23 protein-coding genes and 1 tRNA gene are annotated in these 24,824 nt (G+C 55.2%); 8 read left to right on the plus strand and 16 right to left on the minus strand.

The genetic code is table 11. From position 1 onward, the window contains the following. Positions 1-81: 81 nt before the first annotated feature. Positions 82-639, minus strand: coding sequence for a 1,6-anhydro-N-acetylmuramyl-L-alanine amidase AmpD (gene ampD, locus ACJJIS_RS16245; RefSeq protein WP_413664710.1), 558 nt, complete (start codon positions 637-639; stop codon positions 82-84). A 190-nt stretch (positions 640-829) separates the two neighbouring features. After that, positions 830-3,307, minus strand: coding sequence for a DUF1631 domain-containing protein (locus ACJJIS_RS16250; protein ID WP_475708555.1), 2,478 nt, complete (start codon positions 3,305-3,307; stop codon positions 830-832). 433 nt (positions 3,308-3,740) lie between these two features. On the opposite strand from ACJJIS_RS16250, the gene nadC reads away from it, so the two are divergent. Then, positions 3,741-4,595: a carboxylating nicotinate-nucleotide diphosphorylase gene (gene nadC / locus ACJJIS_RS16255; RefSeq protein WP_444906135.1), complete on the plus strand. Its 855-nt coding sequence runs from the start codon at positions 3,741-3,743 to the stop codon at positions 4,593-4,595. 27 nt (positions 4,596-4,622) lie between these two features. Here nadC and ACJJIS_RS16260 read toward each other — a convergent pair whose 3' ends face one another. The 10 genes from ACJJIS_RS16260 to ACJJIS_RS16305 all read right to left on the minus strand — a co-directional run bounded on the left by ACJJIS_RS16260 (position 4,623) and on the right by ACJJIS_RS16305 (position 14,809). Then, positions 4,623-5,372, minus strand: a complete 750-nt coding sequence (locus ACJJIS_RS16260; RefSeq protein ID WP_475708556.1) for a sulfite exporter TauE/SafE family protein — start codon at positions 5,370-5,372, stop codon at positions 4,623-4,625. After that, positions 5,373-5,558: a cbb3-type cytochrome oxidase assembly protein CcoS gene (ccoS, locus tag ACJJIS_RS16265; RefSeq protein ID WP_108732140.1), complete on the minus strand. Its 186-nt coding sequence runs from the start codon at positions 5,556-5,558 to the stop codon at positions 5,373-5,375. It abuts the gene before it with no gap. A 34-nt stretch (positions 5,559-5,592) separates the two neighbouring features. After that, on the minus strand, positions 5,593-8,025 hold the full coding sequence (locus ACJJIS_RS16270; RefSeq protein WP_475708557.1) for a heavy metal translocating P-type ATPase: 2,433 nt from the start codon (positions 8,023-8,025) through the stop codon (positions 5,593-5,595). After that, positions 8,022-8,546 carry a FixH family protein gene (locus ACJJIS_RS16275; RefSeq protein ID WP_413664705.1) on the minus strand — a complete coding sequence of 175 codons (525 nt, stop codon included), beginning with the start codon at positions 8,544-8,546 and terminating at the stop codon, positions 8,022-8,024. The genes ACJJIS_RS16270 and ACJJIS_RS16275 overlap by 4 nt, the downstream gene beginning before the upstream one ends. Positions 8,547-8,631: 85 nt before the next feature. Further along, positions 8,632-10,050 carry a cytochrome c oxidase accessory protein CcoG gene (gene ccoG / locus ACJJIS_RS16280; protein WP_413664704.1) on the minus strand — a complete coding sequence of 473 codons (1,419 nt, stop codon included), beginning with the start codon at positions 10,048-10,050 and terminating at the stop codon, positions 8,632-8,634. 139 nt (positions 10,051-10,189) lie between these two features. Next, positions 10,190-11,098, minus strand: a complete 909-nt coding sequence (ccoP, locus tag ACJJIS_RS16285) for a cytochrome-c oxidase, cbb3-type subunit III (protein WP_475708558.1) — start codon at positions 11,096-11,098, stop codon at positions 10,190-10,192. After that, a complete protein-coding gene (locus ACJJIS_RS16290) occupies positions 11,098-11,331 on the minus strand; it encodes a cbb3-type cytochrome oxidase subunit 3 (RefSeq protein ID WP_413664702.1) in 234 nt (77 codons plus the stop codon). The genes ccoP and ACJJIS_RS16290 overlap by 1 nt, the downstream gene beginning before the upstream one ends. Positions 11,332-11,349: 18 nt before the next feature. Beyond that, entirely contained in the window at positions 11,350-11,967 is a 618-nt protein-coding gene (ccoO, locus tag ACJJIS_RS16295) for a cytochrome-c oxidase, cbb3-type subunit II (protein WP_413664701.1), read from the minus strand. An 11-nt stretch (positions 11,968-11,978) separates the two neighbouring features. Further along, complete coding sequence (ccoN, locus tag ACJJIS_RS16300) at positions 11,979-13,433, minus strand: cytochrome-c oxidase, cbb3-type subunit I (protein WP_475708559.1); 1,455 nt, start codon at positions 13,431-13,433, stop codon at positions 11,979-11,981. A 155-nt stretch (positions 13,434-13,588) separates the two neighbouring features. Beyond that, a complete protein-coding gene (locus ACJJIS_RS16305) occupies positions 13,589-14,809 on the minus strand; it encodes an argininosuccinate synthase (RefSeq protein ID WP_413664699.1) in 1,221 nt (406 codons plus the stop codon). A 319-nt stretch (positions 14,810-15,128) separates the two neighbouring features. Between ACJJIS_RS16305 and pyrC the strand changes: the two genes are divergently transcribed. From pyrC to ACJJIS_RS16320, 3 genes are all read left to right on the plus strand, one after another. Next, a complete protein-coding gene (gene pyrC, locus ACJJIS_RS16310; protein ID WP_413664698.1) occupies positions 15,129-16,160 on the plus strand; it encodes a dihydroorotase in 1,032 nt (343 codons plus the stop codon). Positions 16,161-16,290: 130 nt separating this feature from the next. Next, positions 16,291-16,962 carry a ribonuclease T gene (rnt, locus tag ACJJIS_RS16315; protein WP_282931564.1) on the plus strand — a complete coding sequence of 224 codons (672 nt, stop codon included), beginning with the start codon at positions 16,291-16,293 and terminating at the stop codon, positions 16,960-16,962. A 170-nt stretch (positions 16,963-17,132) separates the two neighbouring features. Then, the gene (locus tag ACJJIS_RS16320) at positions 17,133-17,327 is read left to right on the plus strand and encodes a PFL_1563 family small protein (protein ID WP_413664697.1); all 195 of its coding nucleotides are present in this window, start codon (positions 17,133-17,135) and stop codon (positions 17,325-17,327) included. A 105-nt stretch (positions 17,328-17,432) separates the two neighbouring features. On the opposite strand, the gene secF is transcribed toward ACJJIS_RS16320, so the two are convergent. The 4 genes from secF to queA form a co-directional block, all read right to left on the minus strand. Next, the gene (gene secF, locus ACJJIS_RS16325) at positions 17,433-18,434 is read right to left on the minus strand and encodes a protein translocase subunit SecF (protein ID WP_444956940.1); all 1,002 of its coding nucleotides are present in this window, start codon (positions 18,432-18,434) and stop codon (positions 17,433-17,435) included. Between the two features lie 11 nt (positions 18,435-18,445). Beyond that, positions 18,446-20,314, minus strand: coding sequence for a protein translocase subunit SecD (secD, locus tag ACJJIS_RS16330; RefSeq protein WP_475708560.1), 1,869 nt, complete (start codon positions 20,312-20,314; stop codon positions 18,446-18,448). A gap of 219 nt (positions 20,315-20,533) precedes the next feature. Next, positions 20,534-21,652 (minus strand): tRNA guanosine(34) transglycosylase Tgt, encoded by a 1,119-nt coding sequence (gene tgt / locus ACJJIS_RS16335; RefSeq protein WP_444898252.1) that lies wholly within the window; start codon positions 21,650-21,652, stop codon positions 20,534-20,536. Between the two features lie 14 nt (positions 21,653-21,666). Beyond that, the gene (queA, locus tag ACJJIS_RS16340; RefSeq protein WP_475708561.1) at positions 21,667-22,740 is read right to left on the minus strand and encodes a tRNA preQ1(34) S-adenosylmethionine ribosyltransferase-isomerase QueA; all 1,074 of its coding nucleotides are present in this window, start codon (positions 22,738-22,740) and stop codon (positions 21,667-21,669) included. A 178-nt stretch (positions 22,741-22,918) separates the two neighbouring features. Here queA and ACJJIS_RS16345 point away from each other — a divergent pair. The 4 genes from ACJJIS_RS16345 to ACJJIS_RS16360 all read left to right on the plus strand — a co-directional run bounded on the left by ACJJIS_RS16345 (position 22,919) and on the right by ACJJIS_RS16360 (position 24,708). Beyond that, a tRNA-Leu gene (locus tag ACJJIS_RS16345) sits at positions 22,919-23,005 on the plus strand. 599 nt (positions 23,006-23,604) lie between these two features. After that, entirely contained in the window at positions 23,605-23,940 is a 336-nt protein-coding gene (locus tag ACJJIS_RS16350; protein ID WP_475708562.1) for an HYD1 signature containing ADP-ribosyltransferase family protein, read from the plus strand. A 13-nt stretch (positions 23,941-23,953) separates the two neighbouring features. Further along, the gene (locus ACJJIS_RS16355) at positions 23,954-24,235 is read left to right on the plus strand and encodes a DUF6881 domain-containing protein (protein ID WP_475708563.1); all 282 of its coding nucleotides are present in this window, start codon (positions 23,954-23,956) and stop codon (positions 24,233-24,235) included. After that, positions 24,232-24,708, plus strand: a complete 477-nt coding sequence (locus ACJJIS_RS16360) for a macro domain-containing protein (protein WP_475708564.1) — start codon at positions 24,232-24,234, stop codon at positions 24,706-24,708. The genes ACJJIS_RS16355 and ACJJIS_RS16360 overlap by 4 nt, the downstream gene beginning before the upstream one ends. The last annotated feature ends 116 nt before the right edge of the window (positions 24,709-24,824 follow it).

Genomic DNA, 24,824 nt, shown 5'->3' on the forward strand with positions numbered 1-24,824 from the left:
CGAGACTGTTTCAGTTATCAAAATCGTGCTGCGGCTCCTGTTACAGAAACCCTTCCCACTTTTATGGTCCGCTACTGGGTATCAGACGATTTCTTTCAGCTTGTTGAGGTAGCGCTCCCAGTCAAACCCCGGACCCGGGTCCAATTTCCTTCCGGGAGCAATATCCGAATGACTGGCAATTCTATCGATATCAATAGCGGGATAAGCTTGCATAATCGCAGCACTCACCTCGGCAAGTGCGTGATATTGAGAGTCGGTGTAAATATCGGTATCCAAACCTTCCAGCTCAATACCAATGGAAAAATCATTGCAGTTAGTGCGACCTTTAAATTCGGACTTGCCCGCGTGCCAGGCACGACGATCAAGGGGCACGTATTGAGTTACCAGGCCATCGCGGTCGATCAAAATATGCGCAGACACCTGTAACGCAGCAATATCGGCAAAATAGGGGTGCGCGTCGATATCCAACTGCCCCAGGAAAAAGGCATCAATGTAGGGGCCGCCATACTGTCCGGGCGGCAAGCTGATACTGTGAATCACCAATAGATCCACCGCACAGTCTTCCGGGCGGCTATTGCAATGAGGACTCGGAACCCGGCGCGCGCCCGCCAACCAGCCAGACTCCACTTGATATTTCAATCTGCGATCTCCGCTGCAACCTATTGATAGCCCCGGTATCGCCCGAGGCTTCAGCAGTTACCATTCTATGGAAGCGTTGATCGATATGCCAATCTGATCGGAGCAGTATCGCGACATAACTTGCGGAAAACCACTGGCCACTGAGTATCCCTGCTAAATACTCAACGTCCGCTCGTTACATTCCTGAAAATTAGCGCTGCTCACTGCGCTTCTTGCGCACATTGCCAATTACGGACTGCAGCGCCCGCTCAAACAACATGCCGTCATCTAGCGGCAGCAGTTGTGCCGAACGCAGCGCATGGGCCAGCTCTAGTCGGGCGAATTCAGCGACTTTGGCGCCATTGCGATTAACGAAGATAAATTGGTCGATATCGCGAATTACCGCCGCCAGACGACAACGGAACTGCTCGTCCTCAGAGCGCTTCAGCTCGAACCAACTGCCCTGTGCCAGGCGGAAGGTCATCTGCCAGTGGGGATCATCTTCGTCAAGGGGGGCCAGTCCATCCTGCTCCGGTGCAGCCACCTCTGCTTCAGCAACTGCCTGCTCAAGCTCTTCCATCTGCGGCACGGCCACTTCCTGGGGTTCGGCTTGGACAGCTTCAACAGTAACTTCACCTGGCTCATCTGGAAGTTGATCTTCGGCAGTGTCTGAAATCACTTCCTGGGTAACCACGGTTTCTGCAATAACCGCTTCAGTCACTGCAATTTCATCAACCGTAGCTTCAGTAACATCAGCGGGTCCGGCATCAGCAGCAGTTTCCTGCTCCACGACAGGGGCAACAGGCTTGTCAGCAACATTATCAGCAACAACAGGCGCAGGCTCAGCAGATTTCGCTGCGCGCACTTCGCGGGCAACCTGCTCTGCCACTTCACGTTCACGCTGCTCCGCCAATTGCTGGGCCAGGGCAAAGCGCTCGCGATAAACTTCTTTGAGGCCGGTGAAAAGGGTACGCGCTTCGAAAGCGTTATAGGAAAGCGCCTCAATTCCCTCGCGCAATCTCTCCTGCAAAACAGGCAGTAAGCTCAATAACTGTTTGCGGGAATCCGGCATTGGGGCCTGCACACTCCACACGAGATCTCTCGCTGTGCGCACGTCGCGGTTCCAGGCGTCGCTCTCTGTCCCCTCTTTGACACAGGTCAGGAACAGCACGTTGTTCCAAACTTTGTTCAACCAATCCTGCACCACCTGTGGCAGATCTCGCTCTGCAACCAAGGCATCCATTACTGCGGCAACCCGTGCGCGGGCGGCTTGGGTTTTAGCCCGGCCATCCGCCTCATCGACAACGCGGCGCTCCAACATCTCGGCGCGCTTGCGCTCGCGGACGATAAATTCACGCAGGGATTCCAGCAAAACGGCAAAGATATTGATATCCCGATCAAACTCATTAAGCACGCGCTCAACAATTTCGGATATCTCTTTGTACAGGGGATCGGATTCGTAGTTATCCCCTGCCTGCCATCCGGTAGCGGCATCGGCCAACTCGTTCAGCAATTTGCGCGCAGGATGGCCGCCTTTACTGAAAAATGACTTGTCTGCAATGGCTACTTTCAACAGCGGCAGTTGCAGGCGGCCCAGAAGTGATTTGATTTGGGTGGCAAGGCTGCGGTCCTCCAGGATAAAGGAAAACAACATCTCTACCAGCTTGATCACATCGCTATCGACTTTTGCCAGCGAAGCGGCCTGGTTGGAATCCACCAAGCGCTGCTGTAGCAATTCACCCACATTCAAAAGCTGTACCGCACTTCCACCTTGATAGTGGCTGCCACTTTGCAGCGCGCCCAAGTGGGAAAGCAGATCCCCTGCAGGCATTGGAGTAACACCTGCGGCTGCGGGCACCAATCCTGGAGGGAAGTGCCCCGTAGCTGCGACTCCACCTTGTACTGGCTGGCTGCCAGCCTCTACATCGCCGGCACTACCAGTGGGGGCACTGGCGGCGTGGGGAGCACCGTTGTAGGCCGAGCGCTGCCTGGCTACTCGCTGCTGCTCACGCAGAGATGGCAGTACGCCCTGTTCTACAAGTAATTGGTTACAAAATTCATAAAAATCCCGCAGCTGCAGCATGACCACCTGCTCGAACTTTTTCAGCAGCGTGAGGCGAGCGCGGATAAATAGGTCCAGATCCTGAATCGCCTCTACAAAGGCGTCACAGATTACGTCCGGCCCCAGAGGGTTGTTCTTGTCGTACACCTTGACGGAGTAGAGCGTATCGAGCCTCATGCACAGCTCGGTAAGGGGCTCGGCGAAATCGCGCTTGGCATTGGCCACCATGGTGTCGGCAGCGACCAACTGCTCCAGGTCATCGTTGTGAACCAGCGACAGGTTATCTGATGCGAAACTGCTTTCCGTCTTTTCTTCCTGGCGGACCTGAAAAGCGCGGGAGACGTTCTGGATAAAGTGCTCGGCAATATTGCGGCGCTCAACGCGCAGCAGGCGCAGTGCCTGGAAAAGCCCATCCTGCTCCTCCTGGCCATGAGCTCGCTCAGCCATTGCAAACAGGGAATCATCCACCTTGCCAAACAGCGCTTTAATCCGCTCCAGCAGCTGTGCCGTCGCTTTGTCCTTCAGCATTGTTACTGCGGCGGGCAGAACAGGGGGCTTACCTGATGCAGAAATATTTCGCGCTCCACTTTTCTCTGAGAGGGAAACTACCTTTCTGGATTCACTCATTTCCAAGAGGTCCTTCGAATGCCGTCTGACTTGTAGCGCTGAGGCCAAAAGCAAAAATTAGTGAATGGAAAAGTGGTCTCCCTAGCAGAAACGGGAGCTTTCTGTTCCCCGTTAACCACATTCCCAAACTGTTGAAATCCCGCCGCGATCATGCGCGAAAAATCTGCCGAAGTTCTTGATTTCACTCAAGTTTTGACCGCGAGAGAACAGCGTTTACCGGCCCTGCTCTGAAACAATTCAGGCTGCGATCAAGCCTAACTCTTCGGTCATTCTACTCGCGTTATAGGACTGTTTTACACAGTTCTGCGACATATTTGAGACACTTGTCACAGCTATTCGTAGAGCCAACTGCTACTTGCCAGTGACTGAGTTCAGCAGTCAAAACCCCGAGTGTTTTGGTAAACTGCGCCGGCGTTAATTTCGAGGTTTCCCAATGCGACCACAAGACACGGCTATTCCCAATATCACTACCGACCTGCAACGCTCAGTTCAGGTGGCCCTGGAAGAAGATATTGGTAGTGGCGATATCACCGCCCAGCTGATCCCAGAGGACCGCAATGCGCGGGCCCGGGTAATCACCCGCGAAGATTGCACTCTGAGTGGTCGCGCCTGGGTAGAGGCTGTATTCCACGCCCTGGACCCGGAGCTCGTCCTCACCTGGCACTTCGAGGATGGCGACCGCATCAGCGCCAACGCCGTTATTTTTGAACTGGAAGGCAATGCCCGCGCTATCCTCACCGGCGAGCGCGCTGCACTGAATTTCCTGCAAACCTTATCCGGTACTGCCACAACCGCTGCGGAGTTCGCCGCGCGAGCTGAAGGCACTGAGGTGAAGATTCTCGACACCCGCAAGACCATTCCCGGTCTGCGCAGCGCACAGAAGTACGCCGTACTTTGCGGTGGCTGCCACAATCACCGCATCGGTCTTTACGACGCCTTCCTGATCAAAGAGAACCATATCTTCGCCGCCGGAGGCATTGAACACGCCGTCGCCCAAGCGCGAGTGATCAAGCCGGAAGCCCTGATTGAAGTCGAAGTGGAAAATATTGAAGAGCTGGAGCAGGCGCTCGCCGTCGGTGTGGACGTGATTATGCTCGACGAATTCAATGATGAAGACACTAGAACGGCCCTGAAACTGGCCAAAGGCAAAGCCAAAATTGAGCTTTCCGGCAGTGTCGACCGGGATCGCATCGCTCAGTTAGCCGAACTGGAAGTGGACTATATCTCTTCTGGTAGCCTGACCAAGCACCTGCGCGCTATCGACCTATCCCTGCGGATCGATCTCTAGCGCCCACAAGACCCATCATCACTGTACTTAGTGATGGTGATGATGGTGTCCCTGCTCTTCCGTGTCTTCGGCGGGAGCTTCCATCCCGCTCATCTGCCCGTGGTTGGCGTGGTCTTCGTGTCCACCGTGGCCCATAGCCCCCCAAATGGTCCAGATACCAAACAGCAAAATCGCTGCGGCGAAACCATAGCGAACCCCCGGCTTTTGCACTATGCCACGCACCTGTGCCGCCGCAGCACCAGTAGCCAGCATGGCGGGCACAGTGCCCAAACCAAAAGCAAACATCGCCAGGGCAGACCGCTCGGCACTGCCCTGGGCCAGGGCGAACGTCAGCGCGCTATAAACCAAACCACAGGGCAACCAGCCCCACAGGGATCCCAATGCCAATGCCTGCCCCGCAGAGCGCACCGGTAATAATTTGGCCGATAGTGGCTGCACATAGCGCCAAAGGTAGCGGCCCCCTTTTTCAATCCAAGCCAATCCCTGCCAGATACCGCCGATATACAGCGCCATCAGGATCAACATGATCCCGGCAGCAAATCGCAGCGGAGTTAGTGCCGGCAGTATCGCCGCACCGAGGGCACCAGCGAGCGCTCCCATCAGCGCATAGCTACCCAGGCGACCCAATTGGTAAGAGCCCAGCTGCACCCAAGCAGTCTTTTTCCCCGGTACCGCCATACCCAGCGCTCCGGAGATTCCCCCACACATACCGATGCAGTGACTGCTACCCAAAAAACCGATAGCTAGTGCCGCCGCTAAAAAACCCCAGTCCCCCACTTACTTCTCCTGCTTCCTTTCCGCGTCAGATTTGTCCTGCTGAACATCATCGTCATCAAACAAAATGCGACGACCTTCCGTTTCCAGGTCATCGTACTGTCCGTTATTCACGGCCCAGAAAAAGAGCTTCACCGCAAAGCCAACCAAAATCACCGCAATGGGAATCAGGAAATACAGACTTTCCATCAGTTACACCTCCTCTCTTTCTGTGAGCACGGGATTAAGCCGCGGCGCTCACAGGGTTTTCGTCGACTTCCTGTCCACGGGACAGGCGCAACGCATTTAGCACTACGATCAGAGAACTCAGGGACATACCGATTGCCGCAGCCCAGGGCGGCACCAGACCGCAAAATGCCAGTGGCAGGGCAATCACGTTGTAGCCCAGAGCCCATGCCAGATTTTGCCGCACAATTCGGCGGCACTTGTGCGCCAGCTCTATAGCTTTGGGCAGCACTTCGAGATCTCCGTTCAGCAAAATGGCATCGGCGCGGGACTGGGCCAGATCTGCCGCAGACATCATCGCCACAGAGGCATCGGCACCAGAGAGGACTGGCACATCATTGATGCCATCCCCCACCATTAACACCTTCTCACCATCGCTTTGCAGCTGCTTCATATGGCTGAGCTTGTCCTCTGGCGAGGCTCCGGCGCGGTAGTTGCTGATACCTGCTCGCCCCGCCAGCCGCTCAACTTCCGCAGACTGGTCACCACTGAGCAGTTCCACTGAAAGACCTTGCTCAGTCAAACCCTCAACAGCGGTGGTTGCCGAGTCCCGTAACTTATCCCCCAACGCAATCCAGGCAATAGGACCCAGGGAGTCGCCGAGCAGCAGCCACTGCCCCTCCCCTTCGGGTGTAGAAACATCCTCACTGGAGACAAAGCTCGCCTTACCCAGTCGGTAACTGTCCCCCTCGATCTGCCCTTCCAGACCAGCCCCGGTATGAACTTTCAGATCAGTGGCGATGAGATTGCCACGCCAGGCACGGAAGGCCCTGGCCAGGGGGTGATTAGTCTGGGATTCCAGGGCAGCGGCAACATCCTTAACCCGCTGCTCGCTCCAGTTGGCCCGCAGCAAATCAATATGCAGGATTCTCGGCTCACCGCGCGTCAGGGTACCGGTCTTGTCGAACAGCACCCGGCCGATACGCGGCAGCGTTTCCAGTAGGCTGCCTCCAGCCACAAGAAGTCCCAACTGCTGTAAACGCAGGGTGGCAGAGGCCAGGGCAGCAGGGGTTGCCAGCGACAGTGCACAGGGGCAAGTCACCACCAGCACAGACAGGGATACCCAAAAAGCGCGACTGGGGTCGATTTGCCACCAGACAACAAACGCCGCCAGTGCCGCGAATAAAACGACACCGACAAAAATACCCGCAACCCGATCTGCCAGGGCCACTTGGTTGGGTTTATCTAATTGCGCCCGTTCTACCAGGCGCTCAATAGCGGACAAGCGAGTCGACTGCCCCGCTGCCGTGATTCGAATAGTCAGGGTGGAATCGCCGTTGACACTACCGGCATAAACCGGGCTGCCAGCAGACTTCTGTTGCAGTGCCGATTCACCGCTGAGCAGGGATTCATCCACACCACTAACGCCCTCCAGCACCTCCCCATCGGCGGGGACAGTGTCTCCCGGGCGCAACAAAACTTTATCCCCAGCGACCAATGCGGCCACCGGTACATGGACAATATCGTCCCCTTGATATTTGGCCGCCGTCATCGGCAGCAACTGAGCCAAACCACCGCTGGCTAAGCCCGCCCGGTGGCGGGCGCGCATCTCCACCGTTCGTCCCAACAGCAGGAAGAAGGTGAACATGGAGATAGATTCAAAGTACACCTCGCCGGTGCCGAATACCGTGGCGTAAAAGCTGGCGACATAGGCCATACCAATCGCCAGGGACACTGGCACATCCATACTCAGGTGTCGGGCGCGCAGACTGCGCAAAGCGGCACTGAAAAATGGGCGCGCCGCATAGAAAACCACTGGCGTCGCCACCAGCAGGGAAACCCAGCGGAAGTAGCGCTCAAACTCACCGACACCCTCTTCCGCTGCAGCACCAAAATACAGAGCGATGGCAAACATCATCACCTGCATGGTGCCGAGTCCGGCGACACCCAGGCGGCGCAGGGCGGCGCGGTGTTCGCTCTGGATCACACTTTCCTGGTTGGCCGCAGTAGCCGGGGCCGGCCGGTAGCCAATCCGTTCCAGTTCGCCAAACAGCTCACTGGGTTTGATCTTGTCGGGATTAAAACCGATCTGGGCACGCTGGGTACTGGCGTTGACAGAGACCTTCTCAATCCCGCCCAACTGCCCCAGGTGCTTTTCTATCAACCACACACAGGCCGCACAGGTAATACCGCTAATCAACAGCGAGGCAATCTTGTTGCCGTTATCCCAATCGTGGACAAACTGCTGCTGCACTTCCGGCAAATCGTATGCCGCCCAGCGGTCCTGGGGTTGAGCTTCCTCCGGCCTGTCGCTCTCCTTCTCCCGGAAGCGATAAAAGCCATCCAGACCACCGGAAACGATAGCGCTGGCTACCGCCTCACAACCTGGACAACACATATCCCGGGCGGCCCCGTCGATCACCACCGAGTGGTTGCTGCCGGGAGGGACTGGGAGTCCGCAGTGATAACAGGAGGAGGAAGACGAAGTCATTGAGTTACTGCGTTCAGTGGCGCGGCATTGCCGAGATCGAAGTTGATTTCACCTTTCAGGCGCCAGTTGGCGTCCTGATGCGCATCGGGATCAAGCTCCGGCATCAAGCGCAGATACCAGCGATTCCCAACGCCTTCAGGCAAGGTGCCCTGGTAGCGGCCCACGGAGAGCTGGGAGAGCTCGATATGCTTGTCGAGGTCAGACTCCACCGGGTGGCTCAATGTGAGCAGTAAGGCCTTGGGGTAGTCGAGGTCGCCATTCAGCTCCACGACAACCGATTTTTCAGAGGGCTGAAACTGGACCAAAGCGGCCAGACCCAGCTCTTTCGCGCGCAAGTCCTGCTCGGCGCTGAAGTGATACATGCGGCTGTCTTTGTAGTAAGTATCACTGACTTTATCGTCAGCGAAGCGCACCGCTATCGAGACTGTAATTGTGGAGACAACCACCACTGTAATCAGTGGGGCCAGTACCATCCACGCCCAAGGTTCCCGGTACCAGGGTTTTGGGGTTGATTCATTCATCGCGTTACCAAAAAGTTACCGTTTGTGCACAAAAGTCGAGCCCGCCTGGGCGGGCCCGTACTTTGCAACGGGATTGGCGTCCCGTCTACTGCTTTGGACCAATAAACACCGTTCGGTGCTTATCAACCAGCTCAGGATTGTCGACTGCTTGGACAACAATCTCGATATCGTGCTTGGTATCTTTCAGCTGGTCTCTGGGAACGCTTACCCGAATGGGGACGGAGAACATCTCTCCAGGCACCAGGTAAATCGTCTTCGGCTTGCGAATGGAGTAATCGTATTCAGGCTTACCTTCCACCTTGATGGTGAATTCGTGGGGAGCCTGATCCATATTGTTGATTTTTACCGTGTAGACGTTTTGCACCTGTCCCTGGGACTCACGGAACATACGAGCACCGCGGTCGCGAGTGATTTCTGCCTCGATAGGGCTTCGAGTCATCACTTGCTGTGCAAACAGGCCGGTCATCGCAACCAGTATCAACGCGTAGCCAAATAGGCGCGGGCGCAGGAAGCGGGTCTTTCCACCCTGCAATTCGTCCTCAGAGGTGAAGCGAATCAAGCCCTGCTCATAGCCCATCTTGTCCATCACGCTGTTACACGCATCGACACAGAGGCCACAGTTGATACATTCATACTGCATGCCGTCGCGGATATCGATATCCACCGGACACACCTGAACACACCAGTAGCAGTCGATACAGTCGCCCATACCTTCCGCCTTGTAGTCCACGTTCTTTTTGCGCGGACCACGGGTCTCACCCCGCTTGGCATCGTAGTAAACCGCCAGCGTATCCTCGTCGTACATCACCGACTGGAAACGGGCATAGGGGCACATGTATTTACACACCTGCTCACGCAGGAAGCCGGCGTTCATATAGGTGGCAAAAGTGAAGAAAGCGACCCAGAAAACACCCTGCGGGTGCGCGTTAAACGTCGCCAGATCCACGACCAGCTCGCGCACACCGTAGAAATAACCCACAAATGCCAGTGCAGTTGCCAGCGAGATCAACAGCCAGATGGTATGTGTGCCACCCTTGCGCAGAACCTTTTCCAGGTTCCAGGGGGCCTTGTCGAGCTTCATTCGCTTGTTGCGATCGCCTTCACAAACCCTTTCTGCCCAGATAAACATCATGGTCCAGACGGTCTGCGGGCAGGTGAAGCCACACCACACCCTGCCCAGCAACGTGGTGACCGCAAACAGCGCGAAGGCGGCAATGATCAGCAGCCAACCTAGAAGGAAGCCGTCCTGGGGGCCGAAAGTAGTCCAGAAAATATGGAATTGGCGGGTGGGGAGATCAAAGAAGACCGACTGGCGCCCGTCGATATTGATCCAGGGTAGGAAGAAGAAAGCCAGCAGCAAAGGCAGGCCGGTATATTTGCGAACGCGGGTGAAAACACCCTTGATATGCCGGATGTAGACTTTGTCTTCCGACTCATACAGCATGCGATAGCGAACTTCGCCATCACCTTCCTGTTCCTCACGGGTTGGAATTAAATCACTCACACAAACCTCACTCTCGCACGGGCACATCTTGTACGTGGGCCAGGTAGCCCCTTATGTTGAGGCTTTTTTCTCCGTCCCTGCAGCGCCCGGAGTCCCTTGAAAAAACAAGGCCCAGCAAATGCCGGGCCTCAATAGTTAATTACTGCTTTTCTTCTTCCTGTTGGGACAGGCTGTAGACATAGGCCGCTACGAGGCGGATTTTGTCTTCACGCAGTTTATCTTTTTGCGCGGGCATCATATTTGTACGACCACCGCGAATAGTGTGTTGGATCTGTTCGCGATTGCTACCGTACAGCCAGATGTCGTCGGTCAGGTTCGGCGCACCCAGCATTTGGTTGCCTTTGGCATCCATACCGTGACAAGCCATACACACGGTGTTGAATACCTTCTGACCTTCGGCGGCCATGGCGGTGTCGTGCTCCAGGCCGTTCAGGGAGAGAACATACTCTGTCGCATTTCTAACACCTTCTTCACCGATCACCGGACCCTGAGGAGGCATCATGCCCTGACGACCGTTGTACAGGGTTTCCAGGATTTTCTCCGGGGTGCCGCCGTACAGCCAGGCGTTATCGGTCAGGTTCGGGAAGCCAAAGTTACCGCCAGCATCTGCACCGTGACATACCGCACAGTTGTTAGCGAAGATCCGGGAACCCATCTTGAGAGCTTCGGGGCTCTCCGCAATCTGCTCGATCGGCATATTTTCGTACTTACCGAAGGTCTCGTGGAATCTCTCCTGAGCCTTGGCCTGGGAAGCTTCCAATGCACCGACAGAAGTCCAGTTGCCGACACCTTTGAAGTTACCCAGACCCGGGTAAACCACCAGATATCCCGCAGAGAACACCAGGGTGGCAATGAACAACATGAACCACCATTTGGGCAGCGGGTTGTCGTATTCCTCGATGCCGTCGTAAACGTGGCCCGTGGTTTTGTTTTCCGGTTCAGCCTGGTCATCCACCGCCACCTTTCGGTTGGCGAACAGCACCCAGGTAATCAACGCCAGATTGGCGAGGGTGAGCACAATTACCCACACACTCCAGAATGTACTCATTACTTATCCTGCCCCTGTTTTCGATTGGCTCCGGGTTTATCCCCGGAATTGGATTCGTCCTGCTGAGCGGCCGACTTGTCCTTGTCGGCTTGTCGCTCTTCATCGGCAAATGGCAAATTGGCATCTTCTTCGAAGCGCTTCTTGCGCTTCGGAGAGAAGGCCCACCAGCAGATAGCCAGAAAAGCCACAGAGCCCAGAACCAGACCGATTTCCCGCAAAGTTTCAATAGTCACGAGTTTCCTTCCTCGCTATTAGCGTTTTTGGGTAACCAGGGTACCCAGCTGTTGCAAGTAAGCGACCAGCGCGTCAATTTCCTTGACCTTGCCACCTTTGAAAGGCTCAGCGGCGTTGGCGATGTCGTCATCGGTGTAGGGCACACCGACGAAGCGCAGCGCTTCCATCTTACGTGCGGTGTATTCGCCAGTTACCACATTGTCGAACAACCAGGGGTAAGCAGGCATGATTGACTCAGGCACAACGCTGCGCGGGTTGTACAAGTGCGCGCGCTGCCATTCATCAGAGTAGCGTCCACCTACGCGCGCCAGGTCTGGACCGGTACGCTTGGAGCCCCACAGGAAGGGGTGCTCGTAAATGGATTCCTGAGCCATGGAGTAGTGGCCGTAACGCTCAACTTCCGCACGCAGAGGACGAATCATCTGGGTGTGACAAACGTGGCAGCCTTCGCGAATGTAGATATCGCGACCTTCCAGCTCCATTGCTGTCAGCGGCTTCTGCCCCGGCAGCGGCGTGTAGTTATCCTTGGTAAAGAACTGCGGAACGATCTCAACCAGGGCGCCGAAACTGATGGCGATAATGGTGAAAAAGATCATCCAGCCGATGTTTTTTTCTACGAGGTCATGATTCTTCACGATCTAAACTCCTATGCCGCAGGCACTGCTCGAACGGTGTTATCGGCTTCGGCATCGTTTACCTTCTCGGTAATCGTGCGGTAAACGTTGTAAGCCATCAGCAGCATACCTACCAGGAACATGGCGCCGCCGATCCAGCGAACTACATAGCCCGGGTGGCTGGCTACAACACTCTCTACGAAGCTGTAAGTCAGGGTGCCGTCGGCGTTAAATGCACGCCACATCAGGCCCTGGGTAATACCGTTAACCCACATAGCGGCGATGTACAGAACAGTACCCACAGTGGCCAGCCAGAAGTGCGCGTTGATCAGCTTGGAGCTGTACATTTCGCGGCGTTTCCACAGAACCGGAACTAGGTGATACAGAGCACCGATAGAGATCATGGCAACCCAGCCCAAAGCGCCGGAGTGTACGTGGCCAACGGTCCAGTCAGTGTTGTGAGACAGGGCGTTTACAGTCTTGATGGACATCATCGGACCTTCGAAGGTAGACATACCGTAGAAGGACAGGGATACCACCAGGAAGCGCAGGGTCGGATCAGTGCGCAGCTTATGCCATGCGCCGGACAGGGTCATGATGCCGTTGATCATACCGCCCCAGGAAGGTGCCAGCAGAATCAGGGACATAACCATCGCCAGGCTCTGAGCCCAGTCGGGCAGCGCTGAGTAGTGCAGGTGGTGACCACCAGCCCATACGTACAGGGAGATCAGTGCCCAGAAGTGAACGATAGACAGCTGGTAAGAATAAACCGGACGACCAGCTTGCTTAGGTACGAAGTAGTACATGATGCCGAGGAAGGCTGCAGTCAGGAAGAACCCTACTGCGTTGTGGCCATACCACCACTGGATCATTGCGTCCTTAGTGCCCGAATAGATAGAGTAGGACTTGAACGGGCCAACAGGAATCTCCAGGTTATTAACGATATGGAGAACAGCAATAGTTACGATGTAAGCACCGAAGAACCAGTTCGCCACGTAGATGTGAGAAGTCTTACGCTTCATGATGGTGCCGAAGAACACCAGCGCGTAAGCAACCCAAACCAGGGCAATCAGGATATCGATAGGCCACTCGAGCTCAGCGTATTCCTTGGTGGAAGTGAAGCCCATCGGCAGAGTAATTGCCGCGGCGACGATAACGGCCTGCCATCCCCAGAAGGTGAAGGGGATCAGCCAGCCACCCCAAAGGCGGACCTGACAGGTACGCTGTACCACATAGTAAGAAGTGGCAAAGAGAACACTACCACCAAAGGCGAAAATTACCGCGTTGGTGTGCAGGGGCCTCAAGCGCCCGAAGTGCGAGAAGGGCTGCCAAAAGTCGTTGAGTTCAGGCCAGGCTAGCTGGGCTGCGATCAATACGCCCATGCCCATACCAAAAATGCCCCAGACCACGGACATGATGGTGAACTGGCGCACGATATTGTAGTCATAGTCCGGCACAGGGCCGGTCTTTGCCACCGTTGTCGTCATGTTTTTACTTCCGTTGCTTTTAAGATTCGGTTCCACTGTGCGGGACTGGCCCACCACAGAAGGTGTGTAACCACAATGTGTGAGGCACTGTGGTTACTATTGGCCGGATAAGGATTTAAGCGCATCCTTGCCCGGTGATTGCTGATCTAAATCAACTAAATCAATTTTCTTCCTTTACCTGCGGCAATGCGCAGACGCAGGGCGTTGAGCTTGATAAAGCCCTCCGCATCCTTCTGGTCGTAAGCGCCAGCATCGTCTTCGAAGGTAGCGATACGCTCATCGAAGAGGCTGTCCGCAGAGCGACGGCCCACAGCACTCACGCTGCCTTTGTACAGTTTCAGGCGAACTTCGCCGTTAACCACATCTTGGGACTCATCGATCGCAGCCTGCAGCATGCTGCGCTCCGGGGACCACCAGTAACCGTTGTAAACCAGCTCGGCGTAGCGCGGCATCAGGGAATCCTTCATGTGCGCAACTTCGCGATCCAGGGTAATGGACTCAATGGCGCGGTGCGCCTTCATCAAAATGGTGCCGCCCGGTGTTTCGTAGCAGCCGCGGGACTTCATTCCCACGTAGCGGTTTTCCACGATATCCAGACGACCGATACCGTTGGCTCCGCCCAACTTATTCAGCTTCTCAAGCAAAGTAGCAGGGCTTAAGCGCTCACCGTCGATAGAAACGGGATCGCCCTTCTCAAAACCCAAAGTAATGTAGGTCGGTTCTTCCGGAGCCGCCTCGGGGCTCACACTCCAGCGCCACATATCCTCTTCGGCTTCCGCCCAGGGATCTTCGAGGTTGCCGCCCTCGTAAGAGATGTGCAGCAGGTTGGCATCCATGGAGTAAGGGGACTTCTTCTTGCTGGAAGAGAAGTCCACCGGAATATTGTGCTGCTCGCAGTACTGCATCAGCTTTTCGCGGGAGTTCAGGTCCCACTCGCGCCAGGGGGCAATAACCTGGATGCCCGGCTTCAGCGCGTAGGCGCCCAGTTCGAAGCGCACCTGGTCATTACCTTTACCGGTAGCACCGTGGGAAATGGCATCGGCGCCAGTCTCGTTGGCAATCTCAATCAGGCGCTTGGCGATCAGCGGGCGCGCAATAGAGGTACCCAGCAGGTACTCCCCTTCATAAATCGCATTGGCGCGGAACATCGGGAAAACGAAATCGCGCACATATTCTTCGCGCAGATCGTCGATATAAATCTCTTTAACCCCGAGGGCCTCGGCCTTGGCACGGGCCGGTTCCACCTCTTCACCCTGGCCGATATCAGCGGTGAAAGTCACCACTTCACAACCGTAAGTCTCCTGCAACCATCGCACGATTACTGACGTATCCAATCCACCGGAGTATGCCAGTACCACCTTTTCGATTTTGCTCATTGCTGTCCTCTGCTGCCGGAAATACGCCGCCGCGACAAAAACGCGGAGACGGGGAATGCCACTACGCGAAACTAGTGTCGGTCTGGGGGAGTTATTCTTGGAGATATGCCCAGGATCGGTAAATTGCGGGCACAACAATACCCACACTCTTTGTCGGGGCGCGATTGTAGCGCCTAAGCTCGCGATCGACTAGCGCCAAGGCGCGAGTAAGCACAATTGATTGATTTTTAACCTTTTCGTGCATCGCAATTTTGTACAGCTTCGGGTAGCATTCGCGCCGCACAACGACTCACTACGCTAAGAAGCTTTACGGAGTACCATGACGGAGCAAATTACCCTGCGCGCCCCCGACGACTGGCACATTCACCTGCGCGACGGCGCCGCTCTCGGGCGCACCGTGCCCGATGCTGCAAAACAATTCCGCCGCGTGATTGTAATGCCCAACCTGGTACCCCCTGTGACCGATGCCGAAAGTGCAGTGGCATATAAGGAACGTATCAACGCCAATGTTCCCGCCGACACCAACTTCGAACCCTTGATGGTGATCTACCTCACCGACAAGACCGACGCTGCCGTTATTCGCAAGGCTCATGAAGCCGGTGTTATCGCCGCCAAACTGTACCCAGCGGGCGCGACCACCAACTCCGATTCCGGCGTTACCGATATCGCCAACATCTACCCGGCCCTGGAAGAGATGCAGGCCTGCGGTATGAAGCTGTTGGTACACGGTGAAGTGACCACCAGCGATATCGATATCTTCGACCGCGAGCAGGCTTTTATCGAGAAAACCCTGTCCCGCCTGGTAGATGATTTCCCCACGCTGAAAGTGGTGTTTGAACATATCACCACCGCCCAAGCAGTAGAGTTTGTACAAGGCGCCCGCGAAGGCGTTGCTGCAACCATTACCGCGCACCACCTGCTGTACAACCGCAACCATATGCTGGTTGGTGGTATCCAGCCGCATTTTTACTGCTTGCCGATTCTCAAGCGCGGCTACCATCAAAATGCACTGATCGAAGCGGCCACCAGCGGTAACCCGAAGTTCTTCCTCGGTACCGATTCAGCCCCCCACGCCCACCACAAGAAGGAACACTCCTGTGGTTGCGCCGGCTGCTATACCGCCTACTCCGCTATTGAGCTCTACGCAGAAGTATTTGAGCGCGCGGGCAAACTGGACAAGCTGGAAGGCTTTGCCAGTGAGTTCGGCCCAGACTTCTACGAGTTGCCGCGCAACGAGGGCACCATCACCCTGGTCAAGAGCCCCTGGACCCTGCCGGAAAAACTGGATATGGGTGGTGAAAATCTGATTCCCCTCGCAGCCGGTGAAACCTTAAACTGGCAACTTGCGTAATCGGCGAATGGCCTGATTACAGCGCCTGCGGGGAGAACACTCCCGGCAGGCGCCGCAATTCGAATACAATACCCTGCCCCACCAGCGCCAAATGCTGCTGGCCTGAAGACAAGATTTACAAGGAACCACCGTGACACCCGCCGAAGAACCCACAGGACCAAAAAGCTCTCTCGCCCAGCGATTCCGAGGCTTTCTGCCCGTGGTCATCGACCTTGAAACCGGCGGCTTTAACGCCCGCACCGATGCACTGCTGGAAATTTCTGCGGTTATCCTCGACATGGATGACTCCGGCAACCTCTTCCCGCTGGAGACCCACAGTTTCCACCTGGAGCCTTTTGAGGGCGCCAATGTTGAGCAATCCGCTCTCGACTTTATTGGCATCGACCTGGAATCCCCGGACCGCGACGCCTGGCCGGAAGAAATCGCCATCCCCGAGCTGTTCCGCAAGATTCGCAGCGCCGTGAAAAAGCACAGCTGCACCCGCGCCATCGTGGTTGCCCACAATGCCCACTTCGACCTGGGCTTCGTCAATGCAGCCGTCGAGCGGACCGGCATCAAGCGCAACCCATTCCACCCGTTCTCCTGCTTCGATACCGCCAGTCTCGCTGGCCTCGCCTACGGCCAGACCGTACTGGCCAAAGCTTGCCAGGTTGCTGGAATCGAATTTGATAACAACTGCGCCCACTCCGCCGAGTACGACGCAGAAAAAACCGCAACCCTGTTTTGCGGCATCGTGAACAAGTGGAAAGAGATGGGCGGTTGGCCGCTGGAAACCGAAGAGACCACAGAAGAAGCTGAATAACGCACTATCTTCCGGGCTGCCTCGCAGCAGCCCGATTTATCCAAAAACGACAGAATTATTCGAAAGCTGTCGACAAAACACCCGCTATGTGCAGACTCTGGCCACTTGGGTGATTTTTTGTGCAAGCCGTGCTAATATGGCCCGCTTACACATAAAAACCGGATAGCGCCGTGGCCAAGAAACCTTCCTCTTCCTCCAATCGCAAACAAGCCGCTCCCCTCGAGACCAGCGAAAGTATCGAGGAGCAGGTAAAGGCGTTCCTCGCCGGTGGCGGTGAGATCGAGCAGGTGCCCAAAGGGGTAAGCGGCCAGACCAACACTTCCGGCCCCAAGCACATCACCCTCGGCAAAAAGCCCAGAGCCTAAACTCCGCACAATAAAAAACCCCGACGGCGCTCCGCTGACCAGCAGCAAAGCGCGGCCGGGGCCGCTCGAATATGGCTGCGTCAACGCAGCCACTTCTCATTCACATCAGGGCATTTCTTCCAGTTCCGCACCCTCTTTCACCGGCGGCATCAGATCTTCTTTGTTGATATTCAAAGCCATCAGCACGTTGGCAGCAACGTAAACAGAGGAGTAAGTACCCACAACCACACCCACGATCAAGGCCAGGGAGAAGTTGTGGATCAATTCGCCACCGAAGAACTGCAGCGCCCACAGCACCAGCAAGGTGGTGAAGGACGTCATAAAGGTACGGCCCAGGGTCTGGCTGATAGAGATATTGATAATCTCCTCAGACTCAGCCTTGCGCACCTTGCGGAAGTTCTCGCGGATACGGTCCGATACCACGATGGTATCGTTCAGGGAGTAACCGATCACCGCCAGCACCGCCGCCAGCACGGTTAAATCGAAGTCCAATCCCATCACCGCAAAGAAGCCCAGCACGATAATCACATCGTGGCCCAGAGCCGCTACCGCGCCGAAAGAGAACTTGTACTGGAAGCGCAGGGCAACGTAGATCATCACCATAAACAGGGCCAGCATCATGCCCAGGCCGCCGTCGTCGCGCAGCTCAGCACCTACCTGTGGTCCCACCATCTCAACACGGCGCAGTTCAACATCGCCCTCACTGCCCTCTCTCAGGAGAGCGACAACCTTGTCACCGATCGGTGTCGTTGTTTCCTGGTCGGTAGCGCTGATCTGGGTTTCCTCCTCGGTCACCTCAGGGGGCAACTTGATCAGCAGATCCTTTTCAGAACCAAAATTCACTACTGTAGCGCCATCGTAGCCTGCAGCATCCAACTGATCGCGCACGTCGCTAATAAAAGGCGTTACCTCGTAGCCCACCTCAACCTGGGTACCACCGGTAAAGTCCAGGCCAAACTTCAGGCCGTTCATTGCCAGTGCGGCGATGGAGGAAAGTACCAGCACCACCGAGACAATTCCGGCGATCTTGCGCCAGCGCATAAAGTCGTAGACGCGCTTGCCCATGTACTCGGTAATTTTGCCGTTATCCACTTTGGTCTCACTCATGACCGTCTCCCTTAAATCCTGAGCTTCTGCACACGGCGACCGCCGTAGAACAAGTTAACAATTGCTCGCGTACCCATGATGGCACTGAACATGGAGGTGAGAATACCGATAGACAGGGTTACCGCGAAGCCCTGTACCGGGCCGGAGCCGATGGCATACAGAATCACCGCCACAATCAGGGTGGTGATGTTCGCATCGACAATGGTGCTGTAAGCATTGTCAAAACCGGCGCTGATCGCTGTCTGGGGAGGCATCCCATTCCTGAGCTCCTCCCGTATTCGCGAGAAGATAAGCACGTTGGCATCCACCGCCATACCCACGGTCAATACGATACCGGCGATACCGGGCAGCGTGAGGGTTGCGCCCAGCAGCGACATGACCGCCACCAGCAGGATCAGGTTTACTGCCAGGGCAATGTTCGCAGCCAAACCAAATACGCGATAGGAAATCAGCATACAGATAAGTACCGCGAACAAGCCGTACTCCACCGACTGAATACCCACCTTGATGTTATCCGCACCCAAAGATGGGCCGATCACACGCTCTTCCACAAAGTACATGGGCGCTGCCAGGGCACCGGCACGCAGCAGCAGGGCCAGTTCCTGGGCTTCAGCCGGGCTGTCCAGGCCGGTGGTGCGGAACTGCTTGCCAAGGGCACTCTGTACCGTGGCCAGATTAATAATCTTCTTCTCTTCAGTGCGCTTCTGCACGGTAACTTCGTTACCGTTTTCGTCGATCTCGGTTACCGGCTCAAAGCGAGTCTCGATGAACAGGGTGCCCATGCGGCGACCGACATTCTTCCAGGTAGCGCGGTGCATCATCTCGCCGCCACGGGCGTCGAGGGTGATATTTACCTGCGGGAAGCCGCTCTCGTCGTAACCGACGCGGGCATTGGTAACGCTGTCACCCTTGATAATGATCTGGCGCTCCAACCAGGCGCCACCGTACATCTGCGCCTGACGCTCATCGCGGTACTCGAAGTATTCCTTGTTGGAAACCAGCTCATCCGGGCGAGCTTCCATACGGTATTCGAGGTTGGCGGTCTTACCGATAATACGCTTGGCCTCTGCGGTGTCCTGTACACCGGGCAGCTCCACAACAATACGGTTGCGGCCCTGGCGCTGTACGATCGGCTCAGCAACACCCAGCTCGTTCACCCGGTTGCGCAGAGTCGAGAGGTTCTGGGTTACTGCATCATCTTCCAACTGCTTAGTTTCTTGCTCAGTCAGGGTTGCGCGGATCTCCAGGTTTTCGCCGCTGCCGGACTCGCGCAACTGAAGCTGCGGGAATTCCTTGCGCAGGGTGGACATCGCAAGGCCGCGCAGCTCATCGTTGCGGAAGCGGGCAATAATCTCGCGATCATCCACCAGCTCCACATTGCGGTAACGGGCTTTAACTTCGCGCAGTTTGCTCTTCACTTCCTGCTCGTAGCTTTCCATGTTGTTCTTGATAATGGTGTCGGTGTCGACTTCCATCAGGAAGTGCACACCACCCGCCAGATCCAGACCGAGCTTCATCGGGCTAGCGCCGATATCTTTCATCCACTGGGGTGTGGTGGAAGCCAGGTTCAGGGCGACAACATAGTTGGTGGTACCGAGAGCTCTTTGAATCGCCTCTTTTGCCGGCAACTGCTCCTCTATAGAGTTCAAGCGGATCAGTACTGACTTGTCCCCAACTTCACCGCCAAAGTGAGCAATACCCGCTTCATCCAGGGCTTTTTGTGCATTCGCAAGGACATCGGGGCCGATGGTGAGTGCACTGGATTGCCCGGAAATCTGCACGGCAGGGTCCGGCTTGTAGAGATTGGGCGCGGCGTACATCAGGCCAAAGGCCACAACCGCGAGAATCAGAAAGTACTTCCAGATCGGGTAGCGATTCATGCTGTTCTCATTGTTCTAGTGTGACCCCGAGGGCCGGTAAATCTTGGCAATCTGCCTAAGCAATTTGCCTGGATATGCGGGCAGTATACGCAGAATGCAAGGTACACCGCCCCCAATAAAAGTGGGGGCTGATTATACGGGGATCGTGGGAACGGACAAATTACAGGGGTGCCGCAATGAGACGGGCAGCACCCCAGGCAGGGTAAAAGCGACGCCTGATCAGGCCTCCAGCGCTGGAACTTCGCGGCCCAGACCACGGTAGAACTCCGCGACATAAGCCTCCAACTCATTGGCGGCAATGGCATCGCGCAGCTTTTGCATCAGGCGCTGGTAGTGGCGCAAATTGTGAATCGTATTCAGCTGCGCACCGAGAATTTCACCACAGCGATCCAGGTGATGCAGGTAAGCGCGAGAGAAATTCTCACAGGTGTAACAATCGCACTCTTCCTCCAAGGGCCCCGTATCGTGACGGTGCCTGGCGTTGCGGATTTTCACCACACCTTCGAAGGTAAACAGGTGGCCGTTGCGCGCATTGCGAGTGGGCATGACGCAGTCGAACATATCCACACCGCGGCGCACCGCCTCGACAATATCCTCCGGCTTGCCCACGCCCATCAGGTAGCGCGGCTTATCTTCCGGCATCTTGTGAGCCAGGTGATCCAAGACCTTGATCATCTCATCTTTAGGCTCACCCACAGACAGGCCGCCAATGGCATAGCCATCGAAACCAATCTCAGTCAGGCCGCGCAGGGACACATCGCGCAACTCCGGGAACATACCGCCCTGCACAATACCGAACAGCGCCGACGGGCTATCGCCGTGAGCCTTCTTGGAGCGCTCCGCCCAACGCAGGGACAACTCCATAGATTTGCGCGCTTCGTCAGTGGTGGCCGGATAAGGGGTGCACTCATCGAAGATCATGACGATATCGGAACCCAGGTCCCGCTGAACCCGCATGGATTCTTCCGGGTCCAGGAATACCGGGCTGCCATCGATAGGCGAACGGAAAGAAACCCCCTCTTCCGTAATCTTGCGCAGCTCACCCAGGCTAAACACCTGGAAACCGCCGGAATCGGTGAGAATCGGGCCGGACCATTGAGTAAAGTCGTGCAGATCGCCGTGGGCTTTAACCACTTCGGTACCCGGGCGCAGCATCAGGTGGAAGGTGTTGCCCAGAATAATCTGTGCACCGATCCCTTCGATATCCCTCGGCAACATACCTTTCACGGTGCCGTAAGTGCCCACCGGCATAAACGCCGGGGTTTCCACTACACCGCGAGGGAAACGCAAGCGACCGCGACGGGCCTTGCCATCAGTGGTATCCACTTCAAACTGCATAAAACATTCGCGGCTCACTGGGTATCTCCTTTCGCTGGTGCTACTTCTTCTTTTTTGGCATTGGGATCGCGGGTAATAAACATGGCGTCGCCGTAACTAAAGAAGCGATAGCGCTCCTCAACTGCGGCCTTATAAGCGGTCATCGTATGCTGGTACCCCGCGAAGGCACTCACCAGCATCAATAAGGTGGATTCCGGCAGATGGAAGTTGGTGATCAACTTATCCACAACCTGGAATTCATAACCGGGATAAATGAAGATATCTGTCTCCCCCACCGTGGCCTGTAACTGGCCACTGCGCGCCGCACTTTCCAGCGCGCGCACGCTGGTGGTACCCACCGCAATCACGCTGCCATTGCGAGCGCGGCAAGCGGCTACCGCATCCACCACATCCTGGGAGACATCCAGCACTTCGCTGTGCATCTGGTGCTCATAAATATTGTCCACGCGCACCGGCTGGAAAGTACCGGCGCCCACATGCAGGGTAACAAAGACAACCTCGACACCTTTATCCCGCAATGCACCGATCATCTCATCATCAAAGTGCAGCCCCGCCGTCGGCGCCGCCACAGCACCGGCATTGCGGCCGTATACGGTTTGGTAGCGCTCGCGATCGCTGGCATCGTCTTCACGATCAATATAAGGAGGCAGCGGCATATGGCCCAGGCGATCCAGAATCGCCAGCACACCTTCTTCTTTGGGGAAGGACAATTCAAACAGCGCATCCTTGCGGCCGGTCACTTCTATACGGGTGCCGTCTTCAAGGACGATGGTGGAACCGGGCTTAGGCGACTTACTGGAGCGCACATGGGCCCAGATATCCGTCTCGTTGAGCACCCGCTCCACCAGGATTTCCAACTTACCGCCGGTCTCCTTCTGCGCGAACAAACGCGCCGGGATCACCCGGGTATCGTTAAAGACTATCAGGTCACCAGCTTGGACCTGATCGAGAATATCTGGGAACTGCCGATGTGCAATGGCCCCGCTGGGCCCATCCAGACACAAAAGACGGCTGCCACGGCGCTCCTCGGTGGGCGCGCGGGCGATCAGCTCATCGGGCAGATGAAAGTCAAAGTCCTGACGCTGCATGGAATCCTGGAAATCTAGAAACTATGGAGAGGTCGCGAAGGTTATAGGAAATTTTAGGAGCTGTTAACTGGGACGACAGAAAATGCGCTAAGTTATTGAAATCACTGGTTGACCCAAGCGAAAGCATTGCTATAATCACGCCCTCTTCGCACCGACCCCAAGGTCGAGCAGCGAAAGTGCCAGAGTGGTGAAATTGGTAGACACAGGGGATTCAAAATCCCCCGCCCTTAAAAGCGTGCCGGTTCGAGTCCGGCCTCTGGTACCATATCTCAAACCCGCGATAGCGTAGGCTTTCGCGGGTTTTTTATTTCTGCACAGGCAACTTTGTAAACGACTCCTTTGTTGGCTTTAACGCCAAAGTGTCAACGCAAAATCACGTTGACAGTTTGCTACCCCACAAGCCATCCGGCTGTGCAATATCCTTTCACTTCTCTTCGCAACTCTTCAAAGTGTGAAATCCAATTCTTACCCAAACCCCGCACCAGCTCAGGCCAGGGCCGGTAGTCTCATTTCATCAACCAAAACAACGCCCAAAATCGGCAGGCGTGGGGAGGAGTGACCGGCGGTCGTTTTGAGTGATCAAAAAACAATCAGAGCGAGCTGATACCACAAGAAAATCCACCATTTCTAATGGGATTCTGCTATCCCAGCTCTCCCCGCCTCCGCCAATCAGGAATGAACGAAAATGAAAAAAACTGCCCCCCACATACCCCCTCCCCTGAACTAGCAACTCTCAGCCATTAAGGGCTTCGCAAGCCTCCCAAAAAGCATCACAATATCTGAGTCTGAGCCAGAACACGGCTCAACGTGCGTAGCGGCACTTTCGTACCAAAAGTAATTACAACGAACGCTAAGGTCTTTTCTATGGATAGAATCCTTTATCACTACACAAATGAAGCCGGTTATTCTGGAATCCTTGAAAGTAAATCCATACGCCCCTCACTTAAGGCAAACAACCCAAAAGATGCCCGCTTCGGTGATGGCCAATATCTAAGCGATATAACTCCTGGCACCAAAAGGCCAGGACAACTATCTATGATATTTTTTAATATCCCATGGGCTGGGCACCGCTTCACTCATCACATCAATATTAATGTGAAAGGGCTGGGCGTTATTTATGGGCGAAAGCATGTCCACTTGATACCAAACTCACAACCTTTGGACATTACCGAAAGGCTGACCGGCCATGGAAAAAATTAAATCGAGGTAACTCATGTCTTCTTATATTTATTCAAAGTGGCATAACAGCCCAGAAAACTACCCAGTAGAATTCTACAGTGAGCTCAACACTGATCGCTTTGAGACTCGAAAAGTAGAAATATTCAAAGATGGATCACTAGGCTTCGCCTCCCAAAAAGCTTCATCAAAAACAACAAAACTCGGTATTGCAGCTGTACCCCCTTTAACTGAAATTGCCAATCAAGCCGAGTTTGAGATAAAAACCATCACACCTCAGCAATTTGAAGCCAAATGGAAGGAAGCCACAGAAAAGTGAGCATAAATTATCTAAAAGGTGATGCCACCGCCCCTTGCACTGAGGGGCACGCTATCATTACCCATGTATGCAATGACTTGGGGAAATGGGGGCGTGGATTTGTATTGGCGATTAGCAAAAGGTGGAAAGGACCTGAACACCAATACAAAGCTTGGTTTAATGGAAATACAAAACCACAACTTGGTGATGTTCAGTTCGTTGCAGTAACTGAAACTCTAACTGTCGCAAACATCATCGGCCAACATGGTGTTCGCTCGCCCAGAAACAAAACAGCTCCCGCACCAGTTCGCTACGATGCAATTCGGAAGGGGCTCTCACTAGTCGCAGACTTTGCACTTGAAAAATCGGCATCTGTTCACATGCCTAGAATTGGATGTGGACTTGCGGGCGGACAGTGGAAGGAGATGGAGCCAATAATTATGAGCTCATTTACATCGAGAGGAATTGAGGTTTTTGTTTATGACCTAGAGTGAGTTTGTGTCCTCAACCTAGAATAGAGTTTAAATAGAAACTAAATATAGCATTTCCGCCACATCCACTCCTAGTGGATGAAAGTTCATCACATGTGCTGTCAGCGGTTAAGGAACAA

This window comes from Microbulbifer maximicatervae (SeqCode), assembly GCF_056231245.1.

What these genes read in the sequence shown, in the direction of transcription:
- nadC (WP_444906135.1), top strand. Translation starts at nt 3,741, where the DNA reads ATGCGACCACAAGACACGGCTATTCCCAATATCACTACCGACCTGCAA.
- ACJJIS_RS16305 (WP_413664699.1), bottom strand. Translation starts at nt 14,809, where the DNA reads ATGAGCAAAATCGAAAAGGTGGTACTGGCATACTCCGGTGGATTGGAT.
- ACJJIS_RS16275 (WP_413664705.1), bottom strand. Translation starts at nt 8,546, where the DNA reads ATGAATGAATCAACCCCAAAACCCTGGTACCGGGAACCTTGGGCGTGG.
- ccoN (WP_475708559.1), bottom strand. Translation starts at nt 13,433, where the DNA reads ATGACGACAACGGTGGCAAAGACCGGCCCTGTGCCGGACTATGACTAC.
- pyrC (WP_413664698.1), top strand. Translation starts at nt 15,129, where the DNA reads ATGACGGAGCAAATTACCCTGCGCGCCCCCGACGACTGGCACATTCAC.
- ACJJIS_RS16250 (WP_475708555.1), bottom strand. Translation starts at nt 3,307, where the DNA reads ATGAGTGAATCCAGAAAGGTAGTTTCCCTCTCAGAGAAAAGTGGAGCG.
- tgt (WP_444898252.1), bottom strand. Translation starts at nt 21,652, where the DNA reads ATGCAGTTTGAAGTGGATACCACTGATGGCAAGGCCCGTCGCGGTCGC.
- secD (WP_475708560.1), bottom strand. Translation starts at nt 20,314, where the DNA reads ATGAATCGCTACCCGATCTGGAAGTACTTTCTGATTCTCGCGGTTGTG.
- ACJJIS_RS16355 (WP_475708563.1), top strand. Translation starts at nt 23,954, where the DNA reads ATGTCTTCTTATATTTATTCAAAGTGGCATAACAGCCCAGAAAACTAC.
- ACJJIS_RS16350 (WP_475708562.1), top strand. Translation starts at nt 23,605, where the DNA reads ATGGATAGAATCCTTTATCACTACACAAATGAAGCCGGTTATTCTGGA.
- ACJJIS_RS16270 (WP_475708557.1), bottom strand. Translation starts at nt 8,025, where the DNA reads ATGACTTCGTCTTCCTCCTCCTGTTATCACTGCGGACTCCCAGTCCCT.
- secF (WP_444956940.1), bottom strand. Translation starts at nt 18,434, where the DNA reads ATGAGTGAGACCAAAGTGGATAACGGCAAAATTACCGAGTACATGGGC.
- queA (WP_475708561.1), bottom strand. Translation starts at nt 22,740, where the DNA reads ATGCAGCGTCAGGACTTTGACTTTCATCTGCCCGATGAGCTGATCGCC.
- ccoS (WP_108732140.1), bottom strand. Translation starts at nt 5,558, where the DNA reads ATGGAAAGTCTGTATTTCCTGATTCCCATTGCGGTGATTTTGGTTGGC.
- ccoP (WP_475708558.1), bottom strand. Translation starts at nt 11,098, where the DNA reads ATGAGTACATTCTGGAGTGTGTGGGTAATTGTGCTCACCCTCGCCAAT.